Raw genomic sequence first — 18,025 nt, 5'->3', positions numbered from 1 at the left:
TGATTAAGCGCGATACTAAACATTAAAAACTAGGGGTAAAAAAAAAGCGCTATAGTACTCCTAATCATAGACGGAATCATTAAAAAATTATGCTTGCTTAGTGATAAGTAAGATATTATTGTGAATAAGCTATACTTTTATAGGTATTGATTACGGATTGCTCTTTTATATTTGTTTTGTCAGTGAATCACGGAGATTAGCCATGACTAAAGAGAATATGAATAATGAGAATATGTTAAGTGATAATTCAACCCAAACGTCTCAAATCAACGAGACAATTGACCAACCTATTATCTATATATTAGATACCAATATCCTTTTGCACGAACCTTTCGCTTTTTTATCTTTTAAAGAGCACGATGTCGTTGTACCCATGACAGTGCTGGAAGAACTCGACTCAATTAAAGATAGGCGAAAAGATGTCAGCCGTGATGCTAGAGTTGCTATACGAGCGCTTGAAGATACGTTACGAGATGCCAGTCCAGAGCAAGTACTTGCTGGCGTAAAACTACCTCAAAACGATGACCAACACCCCAGTGGCAGCCTCGCCATTATTAATGATTATGCCCTTGAGAAAACTGCACACACCTTATCTTTCAATGAAAATGATAACCGTATCATTAACGCGGCTTTGCATATTCAAAAGAAAACTCCAAATAAAAAAATAGTCTTGGTCACTAAAGATATCAATATGCGCTTGAAAGCCAAGGGAGCAGGTCTGGCACACGTAGAGGATTATAGAACTGATCAGCTCATTGATGATATCCAATTTTTAACGAAAGGCTACCATAAATTTGAGGGAGACTTTTGGCAACAAATTCAATCCGTTGATAGCGAGACGGAAGGAAGAAATACTACCCATTATGTTTCTCGAGAAACAGTACCCTCAACTTACATCAATGAATACTTACTTGATGACAGTGGCACTTTTGCTGGTAAGGTTACCGGTTGGGATGACGATAAACTCGCTATTTTAGATCTCGGACGTGAACGACTGTTAGCGAAGAATGCTTGGGGCATTCATCCTAAAAATATTTATCAAGGTATGGCGATGGATGCATTATTGGACCCTACTATTGATTTAGTTATCCTTACCGGACCAGCAGGTAGCGGTAAGACCTTGTTAGCCTTAGCTTCGGCGTTAGAACAAGTAATAGAACGTGGTCTTTATGATAAAATAATTGTTACACGTAGTACTCCTGAAATTGCAGAGTCCATTGGCTTTTTACCAGGTACCGAAGAAGAGAAAATGGCGCCTTGGCTCGCCGCAATAACTGATTCACTTGAAGTGTTACATCAACAAGATGAAAGCATGCATGGCAGCTTGAACTACATTATGGATAAAGCCAATATCCAATTTAAGTCAGTGAACTTTATGCGTGGGCGGAGTATTCAAAATGCCCTAGTACTGCTTGATGAGTGTCAAAATTTAACAGCGGCTCAGCTAAAAACCATTATCACTCGCTGTGGTGAAGGAACTAAACTCGTTTGCTCGGGAAATTTGGCGCAAATTGATAGTAACTATTTGACTGCAGTAACTTCTGGGCTGACTTATATTGTCGAGCGTTTTAAAGACTTTCCAGGCTCTGCTACTGTTAACTTAAACGGCGTGGTACGAAGCCGACTTGCTTCCTTTGCAGAGGAAAATTTATAGTTTGCGAATGCACTTGGAACAGTAGCTCAGGGCCTGTTGAACTTTCGAGATTGTTTTTACAGCGTTTTGTTGGGGATTTATACAAGGCAGAGCCTTTGTCATGTGGTTGTTCCACATAAAAAGGTGATAACGCCGTAAAAATGTCCAACAAACGCTGTCCGAAGGATTCGGCTAAAAGCGTTTTACTCTTTGTTGAGTAGCATTTGCTTAGAGTGATTAAGCTACACACTACTCGCCGAGATTAAAACGCTTTATTCTCTTTAAAAAAGGCGAACAAAATTTAACCGCGAAAGAATCAACAGACCCTAGTTAAATACGCTACTTTCCTTGTTTAACGCTTGTTTAAATGAGGTGACTGCTTTAACTTATCAAGTTATCTAGTTATTTAAACAAAAAATTAAGGCGTTTTAGTGTATTTCCAAGCAGGTATAAATACAGTTTTTAGGCGTTATAATATCACCGTTGTAGTTGCCTTTATTGTCATTATTCTTATTGCCTTCTCTGCCGCCTCAGTACGTTATTTCAATCAAATTTCACAGCATAAAAAGCAAAGTTTGCTTGAGCTCCAGCAAGAAGCGCAACAGTTAAATTTTATGCTAGAGCAAAGTGTGCAAGCGGTAGTTGGCATACAAGAACTTGCCGAATATATTCTGAAGCATCCCAATGAAATAAACATTCCCATGCCTTCCTTGTTACAACAAGAAAACCTGTTTTATTTAAATAAGCCTCAGCATGATGTTATTAAACAGGGTAAACGCTTGAGTAGTAATATTACAGGTATAGGACAAATAAGTAAGTTTGGAGAGCTTAAAAAACAAGAAATTGCCATGGCTAATGCACTAACCCCTGCATTCATTGCTTCGCAAAATATCCTCAAAGAAGCTACATGGTTTTATTATATTTCTTTGGATAATTTTGTGAATATATACCCTTGGGTTGATCGCGAAATATGGCAGTTTAGTGAAAAAGCCCTCGATAGCCAACATAATAAAGCTATGCGAGTATTAACTGCAAAAAACAATCATGTTATCTGGTCTCCACCATATCTAGATGCCGCGGGCGGCGGTATGAACGCTTCATTAGGCACAGGTGTTTTTCATCAGGACAAGTTGTTAGGCTCAGTAGTTATTGATATCAATTTATCGCGTTTACATGCCAGTTTGCCTGAATTAGAATCAAACAATCAAGGCTTTGTTTTATATAATGAAAATAATGATGTTTTACTTTCAAAACGTCTGGGGAAAGAGTCGTTAAGCTACCGTGCTTCTTGGCAAGATCTGTTACCTGAATCACTTCAATACCTTAGTGCTAAGCATTTAGCTACAATGGGAGATACCGAGCGCTTAGGTGATTGGTTTATTGAAAAGCAGCAGCTCACCGCTAATGGTTGGACCTTACTTAAATATCAACAATATGAGGATTTTTCAGCGCCTCAGTATAGTGATTTTATTTTTGTTTTTGCGATGCTATTCATTGGCTTATTCGCATTTTTGATGTTAGTTAATACCATGACAAAGCGTACCTTTATTAAGCCAACTACTGAATTTATAAGTCATATTGAATATTGCGCTCAAGGAGACCCTGGCAAAGTTACCCCAGCAGCGGATTGGTTGCATTGGTTTCAAGTGGTTGAAGATATATTTGCTCAGAACCGTAGTTTATTATTACAACTAACCGAGCAAAATGATGTATTAGATAGCCGTGTCATTGAAAAGACTAAAGCGCTACAAGAAACAAGTACTAAGCACCAACGTGATTACGCCCTATTGCGCTCGGTGATGAATGCCATCCCTGAATTGATCGTCTTTAATGATCCTGATGGTTCATTAATGGGGTGTAACAAGGCTTTTGAGCGCTTGGCTAATCATTCTGTAGAACAAATGTTAGGAAGTAACTCAGCCAGTTTTATGCCGGTTCCTTTGGCAGAAGAAATTAAAATTTTAAATGCTCTGAATAATAATGTTTACCCTCAGCAAGCTTTAATTAAAGCTGGGGAGTTTATCTATCAAGGTTTTTGTAATCAGTTTACCGATGAACAAGGTAATATTCTCGGCACTATCAGTATTTTTCATGACGTAACGTCACAGCAGGCAACACAATCAGCATTGGTAAAAGCAAGAGATCAAGCTGAGTATGCTAACCGAGTGAAGATTCAGTTTCTGGCAAATATGAGCCATGAAGTTAGAACACCAATCAATGCTATGCAGGGCATGATGGACTTATTAGCTCATACTTCCCTAGATACCCGTCAGCTACATTATTTAGTAAATGCGCAAAGTGCCTCATCAACCTTGCTTCATCTTGTTGATGAACTGTTGGACTTATCTAAAATAGAAGCGGGTAAAATGATTGTCAGCCAAGATGCAGTCAACCTGCCAATCATTATTAATAAGGCGTTAAAACTCAATATCACCAATGTCGATCATCAACGCGTCAAGATCATTGTTGATATGAGTGCAGATGTGCCTAGCAATGTAATTAGTGATGAAATGCGTCTAGTGCAAGTGCTAGCTAATTTATTTAATAATGCTATCAAGTTTACTGAACAAGGCCAGATTAAATTAACTATTGATGTGCTTTCTATAGACGATACCGTAGCTAAATTACGCTTTCGAATGAGCGATACTGGTATCGGTATTGCTAGTAATAATCAAAGTCATTTGTTTAATGCCTTTAGTCAAGCCGATGAATCAATGACTCGTAAATACGGTGGGTCAGGCTTAGGTCTATCTATTTGCCAGCAAATCATTAAGCTACTCGGCGGTAAGATAAAACTGACAAGCCAATTAGGTCAAGGCAGTGAGCTTAGCTTTGTATTACCCTTTCAAATAGTTCAACTCGATACATTGGCGCAGCAAGACTCAGCGAGAGCTAATAATACCGCTCAAAAAGTTACTGAAGAGTTTATGACTACTTTACCTGCAGAGCTAAGTCAGCCGCTATTATCGGATATTACTATTTATGCGGTTGATCAAACACTCTCAGCTAGCTTTACTCAAAGTATTGCTAAAATGAACTGGCTGTTGCATGGCGTTAATAGTGTTGAAGCGTTATGTCAGTTAGATATTGCGGATAATAGTATCTTACTGATCGGTGAAGCAGACTTTGTTAAGCAACAAAGGGAACAAGAGTTAATAGCACCTTTAAATGAGTTTAGATTACTCTGTTTGTGTCAGCCGGCATTAACTCAATTGAATAACAATACTTGTAACTATTTAGATCAACTGTCTGTGCCTTATCTATTAGTTGACATGCCTTTGTTCCGTTATGCGCTTGATCAAATATCACAAGCACTATTTTATAAAGTCGAGCATTCAGCACAACAGGATAAAAATTTAAGCGTGATCGCTGAATATTCTCAGGGTTCTCAAGGGATAATATCTAAAAAAACAGAAACCACTAATAGGCAAGAATGTGCAATTACTCATGATAAGCACAATCTAAAAGAAGTGTCAGTTTTATTGGTGGAAGACAATTTAGTTAACCAACTAGTCGCTAAAGAGTTGTTATTGAACATGCAGGCTAAAGTGACGATAGCTGATAATGGTCAAGAGGCTTTAGATCTGTTAGCAGAGCAAGATTTTGATGTGGTGTTAATGGATATTCAAATGCCGATTATGGATGGACTCACCGCAGCTAAACATATTAGAGCGCAAAGTAACTATCAATACCTACCCATCATTGCTATGACAGCTCATGCCCGAGAAGAAGATAAACAGCTAAGTCTAGCGGCGGGAATGAACTTGCATATGCCTAAGCCTGTTACAGGACAAGCGTTACTAAGCAGTATAAAGAAAGTTCTAACTAACCTAAGCGCTGTTTAAATAAAGTTTAGGTTAAGTTTTTAGAGAATAGCTGCTCTAATTTTTTGATGGTTTCATTAATTTTACTGACATCGCTAGGAGCAATGAAAATAGTATCATCACCAGCAATAGTACCAAGTACGCCATCACTTTTACTTAAACTATCAAGAAGTCTGGCAATTAATTGCGCAGCCCCCGGGCTAGTTTGAATGATGATCATAACTTCGTTGTGCTCTATTTCTAATACTAGCTGCTTAAGAGGGCTTTGTGCGGTAGGTACGCCCAATTCAGCAGGTAAACAATAGACCATCTCTTGGCGAGCATTTCGTGTTCTTACTGCGCCAAACTTACTGAGCATACGAGATATTTTTGATTGACTGATATTGTCAAAACCATTGGCTTTCAGTGCATCAACGATTTCACCTTGAGAGCCAAACTGTTCTTGTTTAAGTAAATCTTTAAATTCTTGTACGAGTGCTTCTTGTTTTTGTAAACCGCTCATAATGCGTAATCAACCCTGTAGTAGACTAAAGTGGCGTTTGTAATCAGTATAAATAAAGATAGTATACGTCATCGCATCAGAATACTGAAAGTTAATATCTGAGTAATAGAGTATAACAATTGTTTTTTACTGGCTTATGCTATATCTTTTGGTCAGCAAAAAATTAACGTATTTACTCGAATAATATTTTAATAACAAATTTTACACTAATTAAACCCACTTAGTTTCGGAGAAATCACATGAAAGTAGCTGTTTTAGGCGCCGCAGGCGGTATTGGTCAAGCATTATCATTACTATTAAAAACTCAATTACCAGCAGGTTCTGAGTTATCTTTATATGATGTTGCGCCTGTTGTTCCAGGTGTTGCTGTAGATTTATCACACATCCCAACTGACGTTAAAGTTGCTGGTTTTGGTCGTGACGACCTTAACGGTGCATTAACAGGTGCTGATATCGTTTTAATTCCAGCTGGTATGCCGCGTAAGCCAGGTATGGACCGTGCTGATTTATTCAACGTAAATGCTGGTATTATTAAAGTATTGGCTGAAGGCATTGTTGCTAGCTGTCCTAAAGCATTGGTAGGTGTAATTACTAACCCAGTTAACGGTACTGTTCCAATTGTTGCTGAAGTATTCAAAAAAGCTGGCACTTATGATGCAGCTCGTCTTTTCGGTGTTACTACATTAGATGTTATCCGCAGTGAAGCTTTTGTTGCTGAACTTAAAGGCTTAGATGTTGCTACTGTTAAAGTACCAGTTATTGGTGGTCACTCAGGAACAACTATTTTACCATTACTATCTCAAGTTGAAGGCGCTACTTTCTCAGATGAAGAAGTTGCAGCACTTACTCCTCGCATCCAGAATGCAGGTACTGAAGTAGTTGAAGCTAAAGCGGGTGGCGGTTCAGCTACACTTTCAATGGGCGCAGCAGCAGCACGTTTTTGTATGTCTTTAGTTAAAGGTCTACAAGGTGAAGATGTTGTAGATTACGCTTATGTTGAAGGTAACGGTGCTGATGCACAGTTTTTCGCACAACCTGTACGTTTAGGCGTTAACGGTGTAAGTGAAATTTTACCTTACGGTGAGTTAAGCGCTTTTGAACAAAAAGCTAAAGAAGATATGCTTGCTACCTTGAAAAAAGATATTCAAGAAGGTGTTGATTTTATGGCTAGCTAAGCAGCCTTAAAACCGACAATAAAAAACGCTGTTATCGATTGATAACAGCGTTTTTTTATGTGTTAATTTTGGGTGCGAATTAACATATTAATTCATAATGGCTACAACATTAATGGCTTCGATTAGCAGCTATATGTGCTAAAGAAATAAGCGCTTGTTTGTGTTCACTATCAGCAATGACGTTGAGTGCCTTGATGGCTTTATCAGCTTCAATTTCAGCTTGTTTCTGGGTATAACGTAAAGAACCTGTTTCTTCCATCGCTTGAAGAATCAACTCAAGGTTATCCATGCCATTACCAAGCTCAATAGCTTCTTTAATTAATTTCTGTTGAGCCTCATTACCGTGCTTCATAGCATATAATAATGGTAATGTTGGTTTACCTTCAGCAAGATCATCACCGACATTTTTGCCCATTTCTTTAGCATCAGCAGTATAATCCATAATGTCATCAACTAACTGGAATGCAGTACCTAAATACTTACCATAGTCTGCCATGGCTTGCTCTATTTTAGCATCTTGCTTCGCTATAACGGCAGCAAGGCGTGTTGCGGCTTCAAACAATTTCGCCGTTTTACAATAAATGACCTGCATATAACTTTCTTCGGTGGTGCTTGCATCATTGCAGTTCATTAACTGTAATACTTCACCTTCAGCAACTATATTAGTGGCCTCAGATAAAATATCCATAATGCGCATATCACCCAATTTAGTCATCATCTGGAAAGAGCGAGTATAAAGAAAATCACCGACTAGTACGCTGGCGCTATTACCAAATAAAGCATTAGCGGTTTCTCTGCCACGACGCATATTCGACTCATCGACGACATCATCATGGAGTAAGGTTGCAGTATGAATAAACTCAATAATTGCCGCAATTTCCAAATGTTTGTCACCTTGGTATGCGAATGCTCTAGCCGCCAACACTGTTAACATTGGGCGCATACGCTTGCCGCCACCGTTAACAATATATATACCGAGTTGATTAATGAGTGCGACATCAGATTGTAATTGATCATAAATAAGATCATTTACTGCCGCCATATCGCTTTGCGCTAATGCCTGTATTGCTTTAATACTGTCTTTATTGCCCATACCACTTTTCTTTAGCTATTTTGATTAGTTAATAATCAAATGTATTCAATTAGTTGATATGGGAAAGTTTACACTAAATTTTAGGCAAAAGTAGCTTTCTGCTGGCTTTGTTCTAATTTCTTAGAGCAAAAGTAATTAAAAAGCATAAATGGTCAATAAAGTTAATAAATGATCACTTTTAGACTTGCCCTAGGTAGTTTCTTCGAGTAGAATTCGCGACCTATATTTTTTAAAATTAGCGTCACATATATAATGACGCAGTACGGAGTAGCTATGTACGCGGTATTCCAAAGCGGTGGTAAACAGCATCGTGTAACCGAAGGACAAACAGTTCGTCTAGAAAAGCTTGAGCTTGAAGTAGGCGCAACAGTAGAATTTGATAACGTTTTAATGATCGCTAATGGCGATAACATCAATGTAGGCGCGCCTTATGTTGCTGGTGGTAAAGTAGTTGCTGAGGTTGTTACACAAGCTCGTGCTCCTAAAATTACTATCGTTAAATTTAAACGTCGTAAGCATTCACGTAAGCAAGCGGGCCATCGTCAATGGTTCACTGAAGTGAAGATTACTGGTATTAACGGCTAATAGGAGCATTTAGACATGGCACATAAGAAAGCTGCGGGTAGTACTCGAAATGGTCGCGATTCAGAAGCAAAACGCCTAGGTGTTAAGCGCTTTGGTGGCGAATCTGTTTTAGCTGGTAACATTATTGTTCGTCAACGTGGTACTCGTTTCCACGCTGGTAGCAACATGGGTATCGGTAAAGATCATACTTTATTTGCTTTATCTGACGGTAAAGTACAATTTGAAGTTAAAGGTCCAAAGAGTCGTAAGTTTGTTAGCATTATCGCTGACTAATATAAGCTTCGATTTATAAAAACCTCGCTTCATAGCGAGGTTTTTTTTTAGTTTTTTTTTGACTGAGTAGAGATTCATTTTTAGTCGGTCAAAAATAGTTTATACTAATCATAATTGAACAAGAATTACCATATTAGGGTTATTGAGATTCCATGAAATTTGTTGATGAAGTTGAGATCAGAGTTGAAGCGGGTGATGGCGGCAACGGCTGTGTCAGTTTCCGTAAAGAAAAATTTATTGAGTATGGCGGCCCTAATGGTGGTGATGGCGGCGATGGCGGCGATGTTTATTTAATGGCTGACGAAGGTTTAAATACCTTAATCGATTACCGTTTTGAACGTTTTCATCGTGCTAAACGTGGACAAAATGGTCAACCGCAGAATTGTACAGGTAAAGGCTCTGAAGATTTAGTGTTAAAAGTACCGGTTGGAACACGCGCTGTCGATCAAGACACGGGTGAGCAAATTGGTGATTTAACTTATAAAGGCCAAAAGATGCTTGTTGCTAAAGGTGGCTGGCATGGTTTAGGTAATTTACGTTTTAAAAGTAGTACTAACCGTTCACCTCGTCAAAGAACTGATGGTACGCCAGGTGAAATTCGTAGCCTCAAACTTGAATTATTGTTACTTGCTGATGTTGGCCTGTTAGGTCTACCTAATGCAGGTAAGTCTACTTTAATACGCAGTGTTTCAGCAGCAACACCGAAAGTAGCTGATTACCCATTTACTACCTTAGTACCTAATTTAGGTGTAGTACGTTTAGATACACAGCGTAGTTTTGTTATTGCTGATATCCCAGGAATTATCGAAGGTGCAGCTGACGGTGCAGGTTTAGGAACACAGTTCTTAAAACATCTTGAACGTTGTCGTATATTATTACACGTTATTGATATTATGCCTGTTGATGGCTCAGACCCATTAGAGAACGCTAAAGTAATTATCAGCGAGCTAGAACAGCATAATGAAAAACTGGCAGGAAAGCCTCGTTGGGTTGTCTTCAATAAACTTGATTTAGTACTTGAAGAAGAAGCAAAAGAAATTACTGATGCTATTATAGCCGGTCTTGATTGGAAAGGTGAGGTGCATAGCATCTCTGCTTTTAATCGTTCAGGTACAAAAGAATTAACGCAGAAAGTAATGACCTTCATTGAAGAATTACCGCCTGAAGAAGAAGAAGTGATTGATGGTAAAACCGTTGAGTTTAAATGGGATACTTACCATGAAGAAACTATCGCTGCTCATTCTCAAGATGACGACCTAGATGATGACGACTGGGATGAAGATGATTACGATGTTGAAGTAGAATATCGTCAATAACATACCATGTTGATACTAAGCACTTGTTTATTTTTATAAACAAGTGCTTTTTTTTGTCTTGTTTTTAGCTTACCTAACTCTGATTGAAATCGACTTGAGGATCGCTTTTAAATGCTAAACAATATTTGTTATTTTAAGTTGCTGATACTAATTGACTTTATTTACAATTTTTAATTTTCTGCAAATCTGGCTTTATTTATATCTATTTTTAGCTAATATAATTACTAGACGAGGTTTTTTAACAGATGTAACTTTATCGACTACATATTCAAAGGATTGATATGTCACTATTTAGAAGGGAAGCTATTTCACATCAAAGTGAGCGTTTAACAGGTGCTATTACCTTAGCTCAACCATTATCTATCAAACTAACTGTACTCATTTTAGTCTCAATTGCTATCGCCATTATTACCTTCCTTTTTAGTGCTGAATACTCTCGTAAAGAAACCGTCCGTGGCTTTTTAATGCCAAATAAAGGTGTTATTAAAAGTTTTGCTAATCAAGGCGGCACCATAGAAAAATTATGGGTAAAAGAAGGTGATAAGGTTTTAAAAGGTCAATCACTTGCAACTATTATCGTTCAACAAAATAATAGCAATGGTATTGATTTAAGTACGCAACTTGCCGAACAACTCAATGCTCAAGCAAATTTACTGATTGATGAAATATCGCAACATCAGACCTTAAAAAAACAAGAGTTATCTAATCTTTACGCTCAAAATATGGCGTTAGATAATGAAAAAATCGCACTGGAAGATCAATTAGAATTGGCTGATGAAAAGTTAACGCTGTTGACTGAGCAACAGTTAGATTTTAATCAACTAAATAAAAGTGGTTATTTATCTAACTTAGAAAATGATCGCCAACAGCAAGCGCTACTCGAAGCGAAACAAGAAAAACAAAATATTGCCCGTTTGTTGCTTCAACATCAAAATCAATTAAACCAAATAGCGTTCAATATTAAAAATATTCCTCAGCAATATACCTTGCGTATTAACAACCTTAAACGCCAACAAGCAGATCTTCAGCGTCAATTAGTCCAAGTTGCGAGTAACTATAAATACACCATCACAGCAAGCAACAACGGTGTAGTAACTGGGGTTCAGGTTGTAGAAGGTGAAACCTTATCGCAATCTAAAGCACAATCTAAACCGCTACTGCACATACTACCTGAGGGCTCAGAGCTTATTGCGGAGCTTTTACTACCCACACGATCTGCTGGATTTATTCAAGTTGGTAATAATACCCGCCTACGCTTTGATGCTTTTCCTTATCAACGTTTTGGTTTTATCAATAGTGAAATTATTCGTATTGATCAGACACTGATTACACCCAGTGAAATACAATTACCCATTGCATTACAGGAGCCTGTTTACCGTTTACGAGCAAAATTAAATCAACAACAAATGAAGGCTTTTGGTAAATCGTTTGACTTAAAAAGTGGCATGTTGTTTGAGGCAGATATTATGCTGGAAAAGCGCTCACTCATTGAATGGTTGTTAGAGCCTATCTATAGTTTACGGGGCCGTATATCGTAGAAAGGAAAAATTACCAAGATTATAAGAATATTATTATTTTTTGGCTAACAAATTATTTACTGTTTGAGTCACTATGACTTAAATATAAATAAAGTGGCTAGATTGACTCAGCTTTTGTTGGACGAATCAATCTAGCCTATTAATAGCTAACAATTGTTAGCAATCAACATCGGTAGTATACCGATAATTAAGAGGTAAATCATTATGCGTGAATTAAACGTAAACGAAATTAAAGAAGTAAATGGTGGAATAGTACATTTACTAGGCTTTGCCCTAGCTTTTGCTGGTTCAGCAGGGGCTCGAACTTTAGGGGGCTATTTACTTAGAAGAGCTTCTTTAGGTTTGGCCACATATGGTTTAGTTGAGCACGTTTGGGGTGGGCATAAAAATAATAATTAATTAGTACAAAATATAAACGCCCTAATATGAATGGGCGTTTATACGTTTAAATTAATAAGGAGATGTGGTTTGAGAAAGTGTCCTAATTGTAAAAAAAACCTAATAAAAGAATACGACTTACTTAAGAAGAAAAGTGTTGATTGTGTAAATTGTAGAAAAAAAGTTGAGTTTGATTATGTATATTTTATTGCTATGCCTGTGGTATTGGGAGGAGGGGCTTTTCTTTTTTTTAGAAATGACTTTGATGTTTTAGGTTATATTTTTTTTGTTGCGATAATGGTTTATTCATTATCTTATCAGCATCTCCATGCTTACATATTTCCTTTAAAGGCTGTTAATGATGAAGTTTGAAAAACTGGGAACTGTGATGGTAATAGTTATAGTTTTTTTTGCTTTCTATTTTAAAGTAGATTTAACTATTATTATGTTTTCAATCATTATTGCTTCTATATTCGAATATATTTTAAATAAAAAATAACTTAATAATAAATGATAAAAACTTCGCCTAATCAACAACGACTTAAATTTACAGTATCAAAGACAACTCCTTTGGTCCTCCAAGCTGAAATTGCTGAGTGCGGTTTAGCTTCTATCGCCATGATAGCTTCATTTTATGGTCATCAATTAGATTTAGTCGCCATGCGCAAGCGCTTTTCTGCCAATTTAAAGGGGATGAATCTCCAGCAGCTTATTGAGTTAGGTGATAGTTTAGGGTTAGCCTGTCGTGCTTTACAGTGCTCTGTTGAAGAAGTACATAAATTAGCGACACCTTGCATTTTACATTGGGACTTAAATCATTTTGTTGTGCTAACCCAAGTGTCAGGCAAGGGAAAGTCAGTTAAGTATTTGATCAATGATCCCGCTGTTGGCAAGCTCACATTATCTACGGAAGAGTTTAGTAAGCACTTTACTGGCATATGCTTAGAGCTTACACCTACAAATAAATTTGAAATAAAGCAAGAACAAAGCCGCATGAAATTCACCCAACTGTGGAGTTCAATGTCGGGTTTAAAAGCTGGGCTTGTTAAATTGATTAGTTTATCGCTAGTGTTGCAAGTGTTTGCACTAATGACCCCCTATTATATGCAATGGGTAATCGATGAAGTACTGATAAGTTTTGATAAACCCTTACTTACGGTATTAGCTATTGGTTTTGCCTTAATCGTTGTAATTTCTGTTGTCACAAATGCGGTGCGTAGTTGGTTGATATTACGCCTTTCTAGCTTGCTCAATATACAAATGGGGGTGAATCTGCTTAGACATTTATTACGCTTGCCAATGAACTATTTTGAGTCACGACATATTGGTGACATTGTTTCTCGTTTTGGTTCTCTTGCTCAAATACGCGAGCGTATTACCACTGGTTTTGTCGAAACGTTAGTCGATGGTGTCATGGCTATTACTGTCTTGATAATGATGGCGCTCTACTCTTTGAAGCTCACTGCGGTAGTGCTTAGTGCAATAGTATTATATACCATAATACGCTTAATGCTATATCGCCCACTGCATCAAGCTACCGAAGAATTGATTCAAAGTTCTGCTAAGGAGCAGTCTAATTTCTTAGAAAATATTCGTGGCATGCAAGCTATCAAGCTCTTTAGCAATGAGTCACAGCGTCAAGGAATATGGCAAAATCGTTATGCTGATGTCATTAATAGTGAAATCAGTTTAGGAAGGTTAAATATCAGTTTTGACTCGTTCAACAAACTGTTGTTTGGTTTAGAAAATGTCTTAGTTATTTATTTTGCTGCCATCATGGTAATGGCTAATAGTTTGTCCGTAGGTATGGTGCTGGCTTTTATCGCCTATAAAGGACAATTAACAAATAGGTTTGCTAATTTAATAGAACAAATTATTCAATTTAAAATGATGCGTTTACACCTTGACCGTATTGCCGATATTGCTTTGACTGAACAAGAAGCTAACCGGGAAGGTGAAGATGTTTTTTCAAATAGTGAGGCTGATGAACCAAAAGGACAATTAACACTAGAAAATATCTGCTTTAGTTACAGCGACGATCAAACACCAATATTAAATAATATTAATTTGTCAGTAAAAGCAGGGGACTCGATTGTTATCACTGGTCCATCAGGATCAGGAAAAACGACTCTAATGAAAATTATGCTGGGTTTATTGCAACCCACTTCAGGTAAAGTAATGCTTGATGGTAAAGATATTAATCATGTTGGTTTAAAAAATTACCGTAAGAAAATAGCGGCAGTTATGCAAGGTGATACGCTACTGGCAGGTTCTATTGCGGATAATATCAGTTTTTTTGATCCCCAACCAAATTACCTAAAAATAGAAAAGTGCGCTCACTTATCTGCAATTCATGACGATGTTAACAAGATGACCATGGGTTATAATTCACTTGTAGGTGATATGGGGTCTAATTTATCTGGTGGCCAAATTCAGCGGTTACTACTTGCTCGTGCCCTATACCAATCTCCTTGCGTGTTATTTATGGATGAAGCAACAAGTCACTTAGATAAAGAAAATGAAGCGAAAATTAGTGAACAGATCCAACATTTGCCAATTACGCGGATCATGATTGCTCACCGACAAGAAACAATCAATATGGCTGAGCAAGTTTACATATTGAAGGATGGTGTATTAATGGACTTAGATGAAAGTTATTCGGAAGCTGTAATCTAGATTTTTATGCAGATATCGTGCACTTGTAAATTTTTATAAACAAGTGCTTTTTTTTATCTTTTTTTTAGCGATAATATAGAAAATAATTTTGAGAGTTTTGTATGACCATTTTATCGATGATAGTTGCGACGGCTGATAACAATATAATTGGCAAAGATAATGATATGCCTTGGCACTTGCCTGCAGACTTAGCCTATTTTAAAAAAGTCACTCTAGGTAAACCTATTATTATGGGACGTAAAACGTTTGAATCCATTGGTAGACCTTTACCAGGTCGACGTAATATTGTTATTTCTCGTGATGAACACTATCAAGCAGAAGGCATTGATAGTGTTACTTCAGTAGAGCAAGCTCTGGCTTTAGTTGATGGCAGCGATGGTATTGAAGGCGCTGAAGAGATTATGGTGATTGGTGGTGGTGCAATTTATGCGCATTGTTTACCAAAAGCAGACCGTTTATACATTACTCATATTAAAGCTGCTATTGATGGCGATACTAAATTTCCCAATTATGAGGACGGCAGTTGGGAAAAAGTAAGTAGTGAGCTTAGAGAGAGCGATGAAAAGAATATTCATCAATTAGACTTTTGTGTTTACGAGCGAATAGCTAGCTAGAAATACTTGAGTAAGAGCAGTTATTAGACTTGATAAGATATATACCAAGTTGAGAAAGATAATAAACAAGGTACGTTTTGAACGTACCTTTTTTATTGTTCAGATAACTACGTATTAAGGTAATTATTTATATAGCTATGAGTTAGTGGATTACGTAATCTAAGATATCTGTTACTACGGATCATTTTTGATATTACCAATCACTGAATTAGATTGAAATTAATCATGATCACTAATGCCACACTGCGGTCATTAGCATTGGGAATTTATACTGAAATTTTTAGTATATTTTGATCTACAGCGAACATGACTGAACAATCACTTTAGGTTAACAGTCTCCTAATAGCGGAAGTTCCCCATAGATAAAAACATGAGTCTTTTAATGATGACTTTCGTCGTTGAGTCGTTCAGCCTGAATGTGGCTTTTTAAATGCTGTATTAATAACTAACAAGAGAAACTATTTCTTTCCTTCTCTGCCTCCTATCTGAGGCATTAAATAATCAAACAAGTAATATTTTCAGGGAATTTATATATCGCAATGATAGTAGCGTAGTGGGCATCTTAGTTAAACTTTACTTAACGAAAGGTAGTAGCTACTATTAAAATCAGGCCATTGATACTGAAAATGAGTTAATCGTTATATCGGATACTCATTATTACCCTTGTATTATTGTGAATTAATTCCAAGACAATAAAGAACAATTAGGCAAATTTATAGATGCAGTATTGGACATCTCTGAAGCTTTAGTAGGGAGGTCAATTATCTGGACTGTCTCAAAATTGTTGAGAGTATCATGTAATTATCCCAAGCTTTTAGTTAGGAGTTCTTATGCGACAATACTTAAGCAAGTTAAGCTATATAAAATTCTTTTTGGTATTTTTAACCTCTAGTTTGTTTTTTGCTAGTAGTAATCTTTTTGCTCACTTACCGGCCTACGAAGGAGAGCGTGTTCGCAATGACAATCATTTTACCAAGAACGGTTTTGCTGAGCCGGTTAGAGGTGAGTGTGATTTTACTGCGGTAGGTTCAACCGACCCTAAAGCAGGATCAGCAAATATATACTTGGGTACAGATAATACACCACCAAACTTTTTCTGTGGTTTCACTAGTCAGGATGATTGGAGTTTTGAATTCCCTGTCGATATTATTGAAATATCGCGAACTCCAGTCCCTGACCCTTCTAGTTTGGGGCTCGAGCTGGAAGAAGGGTATATCCCTTGTTTCCCTGATAACCCAAATCCTTTCCAGTGCCCACGGCAAATAAATAACCCTATGGATGGATCTGTTATTAATTTGCCGGGTCAGTGTGTTGATCTTGGACAGCCGGGAGATCCTAGTGCTTCAGATTTTCCTGATTTAGATTACCATTGCGCGCTCCTTCCCGGAGCCCCACGACCCCGCGAAAGCTCAGTGTTATTTAGTACGTTAACGGGTCCAAAGGATGTGGATTGGGGAGTCTACAGATATGATCCTGTTTATGATGAGCAACCCATTGTCGGGGCATCTCAAGTACCTGCTTGTAAAGAAAATTTAACGAGTTTTGTGACGTTTGCTTACGCGGGTCCAATTGATATGGTGGATGCGAGATCAGGTGAACTTCTCTTTGAACAGCTATCAAAGGTCGGTAAATTGCCACGTGAAATTAAACAAAAATTGCCTGACGGATATGGGATCAGGGTTAAGAGACCCGAGGTGTTTTATCCTACAAGAAATAACCCACGTAAGGGGTACGCAAGTGGCTTTGCTCAAAATGGGTGGTTATTGGCGCCAGATTCTGTCATTCAATGCATTGATGATTTTGAAGCCTGTCTGGCAGATCAAACCGGCGAATTGTCCAGGCATTACAAAAATAATGATATCTTTTTTGTTAAAGAAGATGAGCCAGTTGATCTCTATTTGATCTGGTGGATAGATAGCAAACCAGGGCACCATTGGTGGCATCCTAATAAATCTAAGGGTTCGTCAAAACTCACCGATGTGTCAATTACCACAGGTGTTGTCGATCAGTTTATAATTGGGGATTTCATTAATATAAGTAACTCAGGGCCGTTCTCTGCTAATGGTCGTTATGTACATGGTCAGTGCACTGACCCTCGCAGAGGTGGTCGAGCGGATGTTACGATCGAAACAAACTAAACAATAAGAATGCTGGCTCAGGTCAGAACTCTTATTATTGGATGTAGTAAGGTGCTGATTTATGTCAGTTCATTTACTTAAACTAATATTATGAAGTATTGCGACTAGTGAGTAATTAAGCTTATTTTCGTGACGTAAAGTTAGCGTCCAGATGTGAAATCCAACGGTAACTATGAGCTTCAAGCGGACGTTAGGGATTACTTCGGTGTAACTTCCGCTTAGCGCACCAAGGGAACATCAGCGCCAATATTTATTGGTGCTAAAAAACTACGATGTTTGA

At 37.6% G+C, this 18,025-nt stretch carries 14 protein-coding genes and 1 pseudogene; 12 read left to right on the top strand and 3 right to left on the bottom strand.

Annotated elements, in window-relative coordinates; all coding sequences use genetic code 11:
• The first annotated feature begins 232 nt into the window (after window positions 1–232).
• Entirely contained in the window at window positions 233–1,654 is a 1,422-nt protein-coding gene (locus CPS_RS20240) for a PhoH family protein (protein ID WP_049758064.1), read from the top strand.
• A gap of 28 nt (window positions 1,655–1,682) precedes the next feature.
• Here the strand turns inward: CPS_RS20240 and CPS_RS24200 are convergent.
• Window positions 1,683–1,883: pseudogene (locus CPS_RS24200) on the bottom strand (hypothetical protein); the annotation flags it as partial.
• A 181-nt stretch (window positions 1,884–2,064) separates the two neighbouring features.
• On the opposite strand from CPS_RS24200, the gene CPS_RS20235 reads away from it, so the two are divergent.
• Window positions 2,065–5,478, top strand: coding sequence for a PAS domain-containing hybrid sensor histidine kinase/response regulator (locus tag CPS_RS20235; protein WP_011045245.1), 3,414 nt, complete (start codon window positions 2,065–2,067; stop codon window positions 5,476–5,478).
• Between the two features lie 7 nt (window positions 5,479–5,485).
• Here CPS_RS20235 and argR read toward each other — a convergent pair whose 3' ends face one another.
• A complete protein-coding gene (gene argR, locus CPS_RS20230; RefSeq protein WP_011045244.1) occupies window positions 5,486–5,959 on the bottom strand; it encodes a transcriptional regulator ArgR in 474 nt (157 codons plus the stop codon).
• Window positions 5,960–6,198: 239 nt separating this feature from the next.
• Here argR and mdh point away from each other — a divergent pair, with 239 nt between their 5' ends.
• A complete protein-coding gene (gene mdh / locus CPS_RS20225) occupies window positions 6,199–7,134 on the top strand; it encodes a malate dehydrogenase (RefSeq protein WP_011045243.1) in 936 nt (311 codons plus the stop codon).
• Window positions 7,135–7,243: 109 nt separating this feature from the next.
• Here mdh and ispB read toward each other — a convergent pair whose 3' ends face one another.
• A complete protein-coding gene (gene ispB / locus CPS_RS20220; protein WP_011045242.1) occupies window positions 7,244–8,227 on the bottom strand; it encodes an octaprenyl diphosphate synthase in 984 nt (327 codons plus the stop codon).
• 273 nt (window positions 8,228–8,500) lie between these two features.
• Here ispB and rplU point away from each other — a divergent pair, with 273 nt between their 5' ends.
• The 9 genes from rplU to CPS_RS20175 all read left to right on the top strand — a co-directional run bounded on the left by rplU (window position 8,501) and on the right by CPS_RS20175 (window position 17,745).
• Window positions 8,501–8,812: a 50S ribosomal protein L21 gene (gene rplU / locus CPS_RS20215; RefSeq protein ID WP_011045241.1), complete on the top strand. Its 312-nt coding sequence runs from the start codon at window positions 8,501–8,503 to the stop codon at window positions 8,810–8,812.
• 15 nt (window positions 8,813–8,827) lie between these two features.
• Complete coding sequence (gene rpmA / locus CPS_RS20210; protein ID WP_011045240.1) at window positions 8,828–9,085, top strand: 50S ribosomal protein L27; 258 nt, start codon at window positions 8,828–8,830, stop codon at window positions 9,083–9,085.
• 152 nt (window positions 9,086–9,237) lie between these two features.
• A complete protein-coding gene (gene cgtA / locus CPS_RS20205) occupies window positions 9,238–10,401 on the top strand; it encodes an Obg family GTPase CgtA (RefSeq protein ID WP_011045239.1) in 1,164 nt (387 codons plus the stop codon).
• A gap of 281 nt (window positions 10,402–10,682) precedes the next feature.
• The gene (locus tag CPS_RS20200) at window positions 10,683–11,939 is read left to right on the top strand and encodes an HlyD family efflux transporter periplasmic adaptor subunit (RefSeq protein ID WP_011045238.1); all 1,257 of its coding nucleotides are present in this window, start codon (window positions 10,683–10,685) and stop codon (window positions 11,937–11,939) included.
• Between the two features lie 204 nt (window positions 11,940–12,143).
• Window positions 12,144–12,338, top strand: a complete 195-nt coding sequence (locus CPS_RS20195; protein ID WP_011045237.1) for a hypothetical protein — start codon at window positions 12,144–12,146, stop codon at window positions 12,336–12,338.
• Between the two features lie 69 nt (window positions 12,339–12,407).
• On the top strand, window positions 12,408–12,689 hold the full coding sequence (locus CPS_RS20190) for a hypothetical protein (protein WP_041737151.1): 282 nt from the start codon (window positions 12,408–12,410) through the stop codon (window positions 12,687–12,689).
• 138 nt (window positions 12,690–12,827) lie between these two features.
• The gene (locus tag CPS_RS20185; RefSeq protein WP_011045235.1) at window positions 12,828–14,993 is read left to right on the top strand and encodes a peptidase domain-containing ABC transporter; all 2,166 of its coding nucleotides are present in this window, start codon (window positions 12,828–12,830) and stop codon (window positions 14,991–14,993) included.
• A gap of 101 nt (window positions 14,994–15,094) precedes the next feature.
• Complete coding sequence (gene folA / locus CPS_RS20180; protein WP_011045234.1) at window positions 15,095–15,607, top strand: type 3 dihydrofolate reductase; 513 nt, start codon at window positions 15,095–15,097, stop codon at window positions 15,605–15,607.
• An 830-nt stretch (window positions 15,608–16,437) separates the two neighbouring features.
• On the top strand, window positions 16,438–17,745 hold the full coding sequence (locus tag CPS_RS20175) for a hypothetical protein (RefSeq protein WP_011045233.1): 1,308 nt from the start codon (window positions 16,438–16,440) through the stop codon (window positions 17,743–17,745).
• The last annotated feature ends 280 nt before the right edge of the window (window positions 17,746–18,025 follow it).

This window comes from Colwellia psychrerythraea 34H (genome assembly GCF_000012325.1).
GTDB lineage: Bacteria > Pseudomonadota > Gammaproteobacteria > Enterobacterales > Alteromonadaceae > Colwellia > Colwellia psychrerythraea_A.
The sequence above is the reverse complement of the archived record's forward strand: the minus strand, read 5'-3'. Positions and strand labels throughout refer to the sequence as shown.

Coding starts and splice junctions, on each gene's coding strand:
- CPS_RS20185 (WP_011045235.1), top strand. CDS start 12,828: ATGATAAAAACTTCGCCTAATCAACAACGACTTAAATTTACAGTATCA.
- CPS_RS20200 (WP_011045238.1), top strand. CDS start 10,683: ATGTCACTATTTAGAAGGGAAGCTATTTCACATCAAAGTGAGCGTTTA.
- cgtA (WP_011045239.1), top strand. CDS start 9,238: ATGAAATTTGTTGATGAAGTTGAGATCAGAGTTGAAGCGGGTGATGGC.
- rplU (WP_011045241.1), top strand. CDS start 8,501: ATGTACGCGGTATTCCAAAGCGGTGGTAAACAGCATCGTGTAACCGAA.
- CPS_RS20195 (WP_011045237.1), top strand. CDS start 12,144: ATGCGTGAATTAAACGTAAACGAAATTAAAGAAGTAAATGGTGGAATA.
- CPS_RS20240 (WP_049758064.1), top strand. CDS start 233: ATGTTAAGTGATAATTCAACCCAAACGTCTCAAATCAACGAGACAATT.
- ispB (WP_011045242.1), bottom strand. CDS start 8,227: ATGGGCAATAAAGACAGTATTAAAGCAATACAGGCATTAGCGCAAAGC.
- mdh (WP_011045243.1), top strand. CDS start 6,199: ATGAAAGTAGCTGTTTTAGGCGCCGCAGGCGGTATTGGTCAAGCATTA.
- argR (WP_011045244.1), bottom strand. CDS start 5,959: ATGAGCGGTTTACAAAAACAAGAAGCACTCGTACAAGAATTTAAAGAT.
- CPS_RS20175 (WP_011045233.1), top strand. CDS start 16,438: ATGCGACAATACTTAAGCAAGTTAAGCTATATAAAATTCTTTTTGGTA.
- folA (WP_011045234.1), top strand. CDS start 15,095: ATGACCATTTTATCGATGATAGTTGCGACGGCTGATAACAATATAATT.
- rpmA (WP_011045240.1), top strand. CDS start 8,828: ATGGCACATAAGAAAGCTGCGGGTAGTACTCGAAATGGTCGCGATTCA.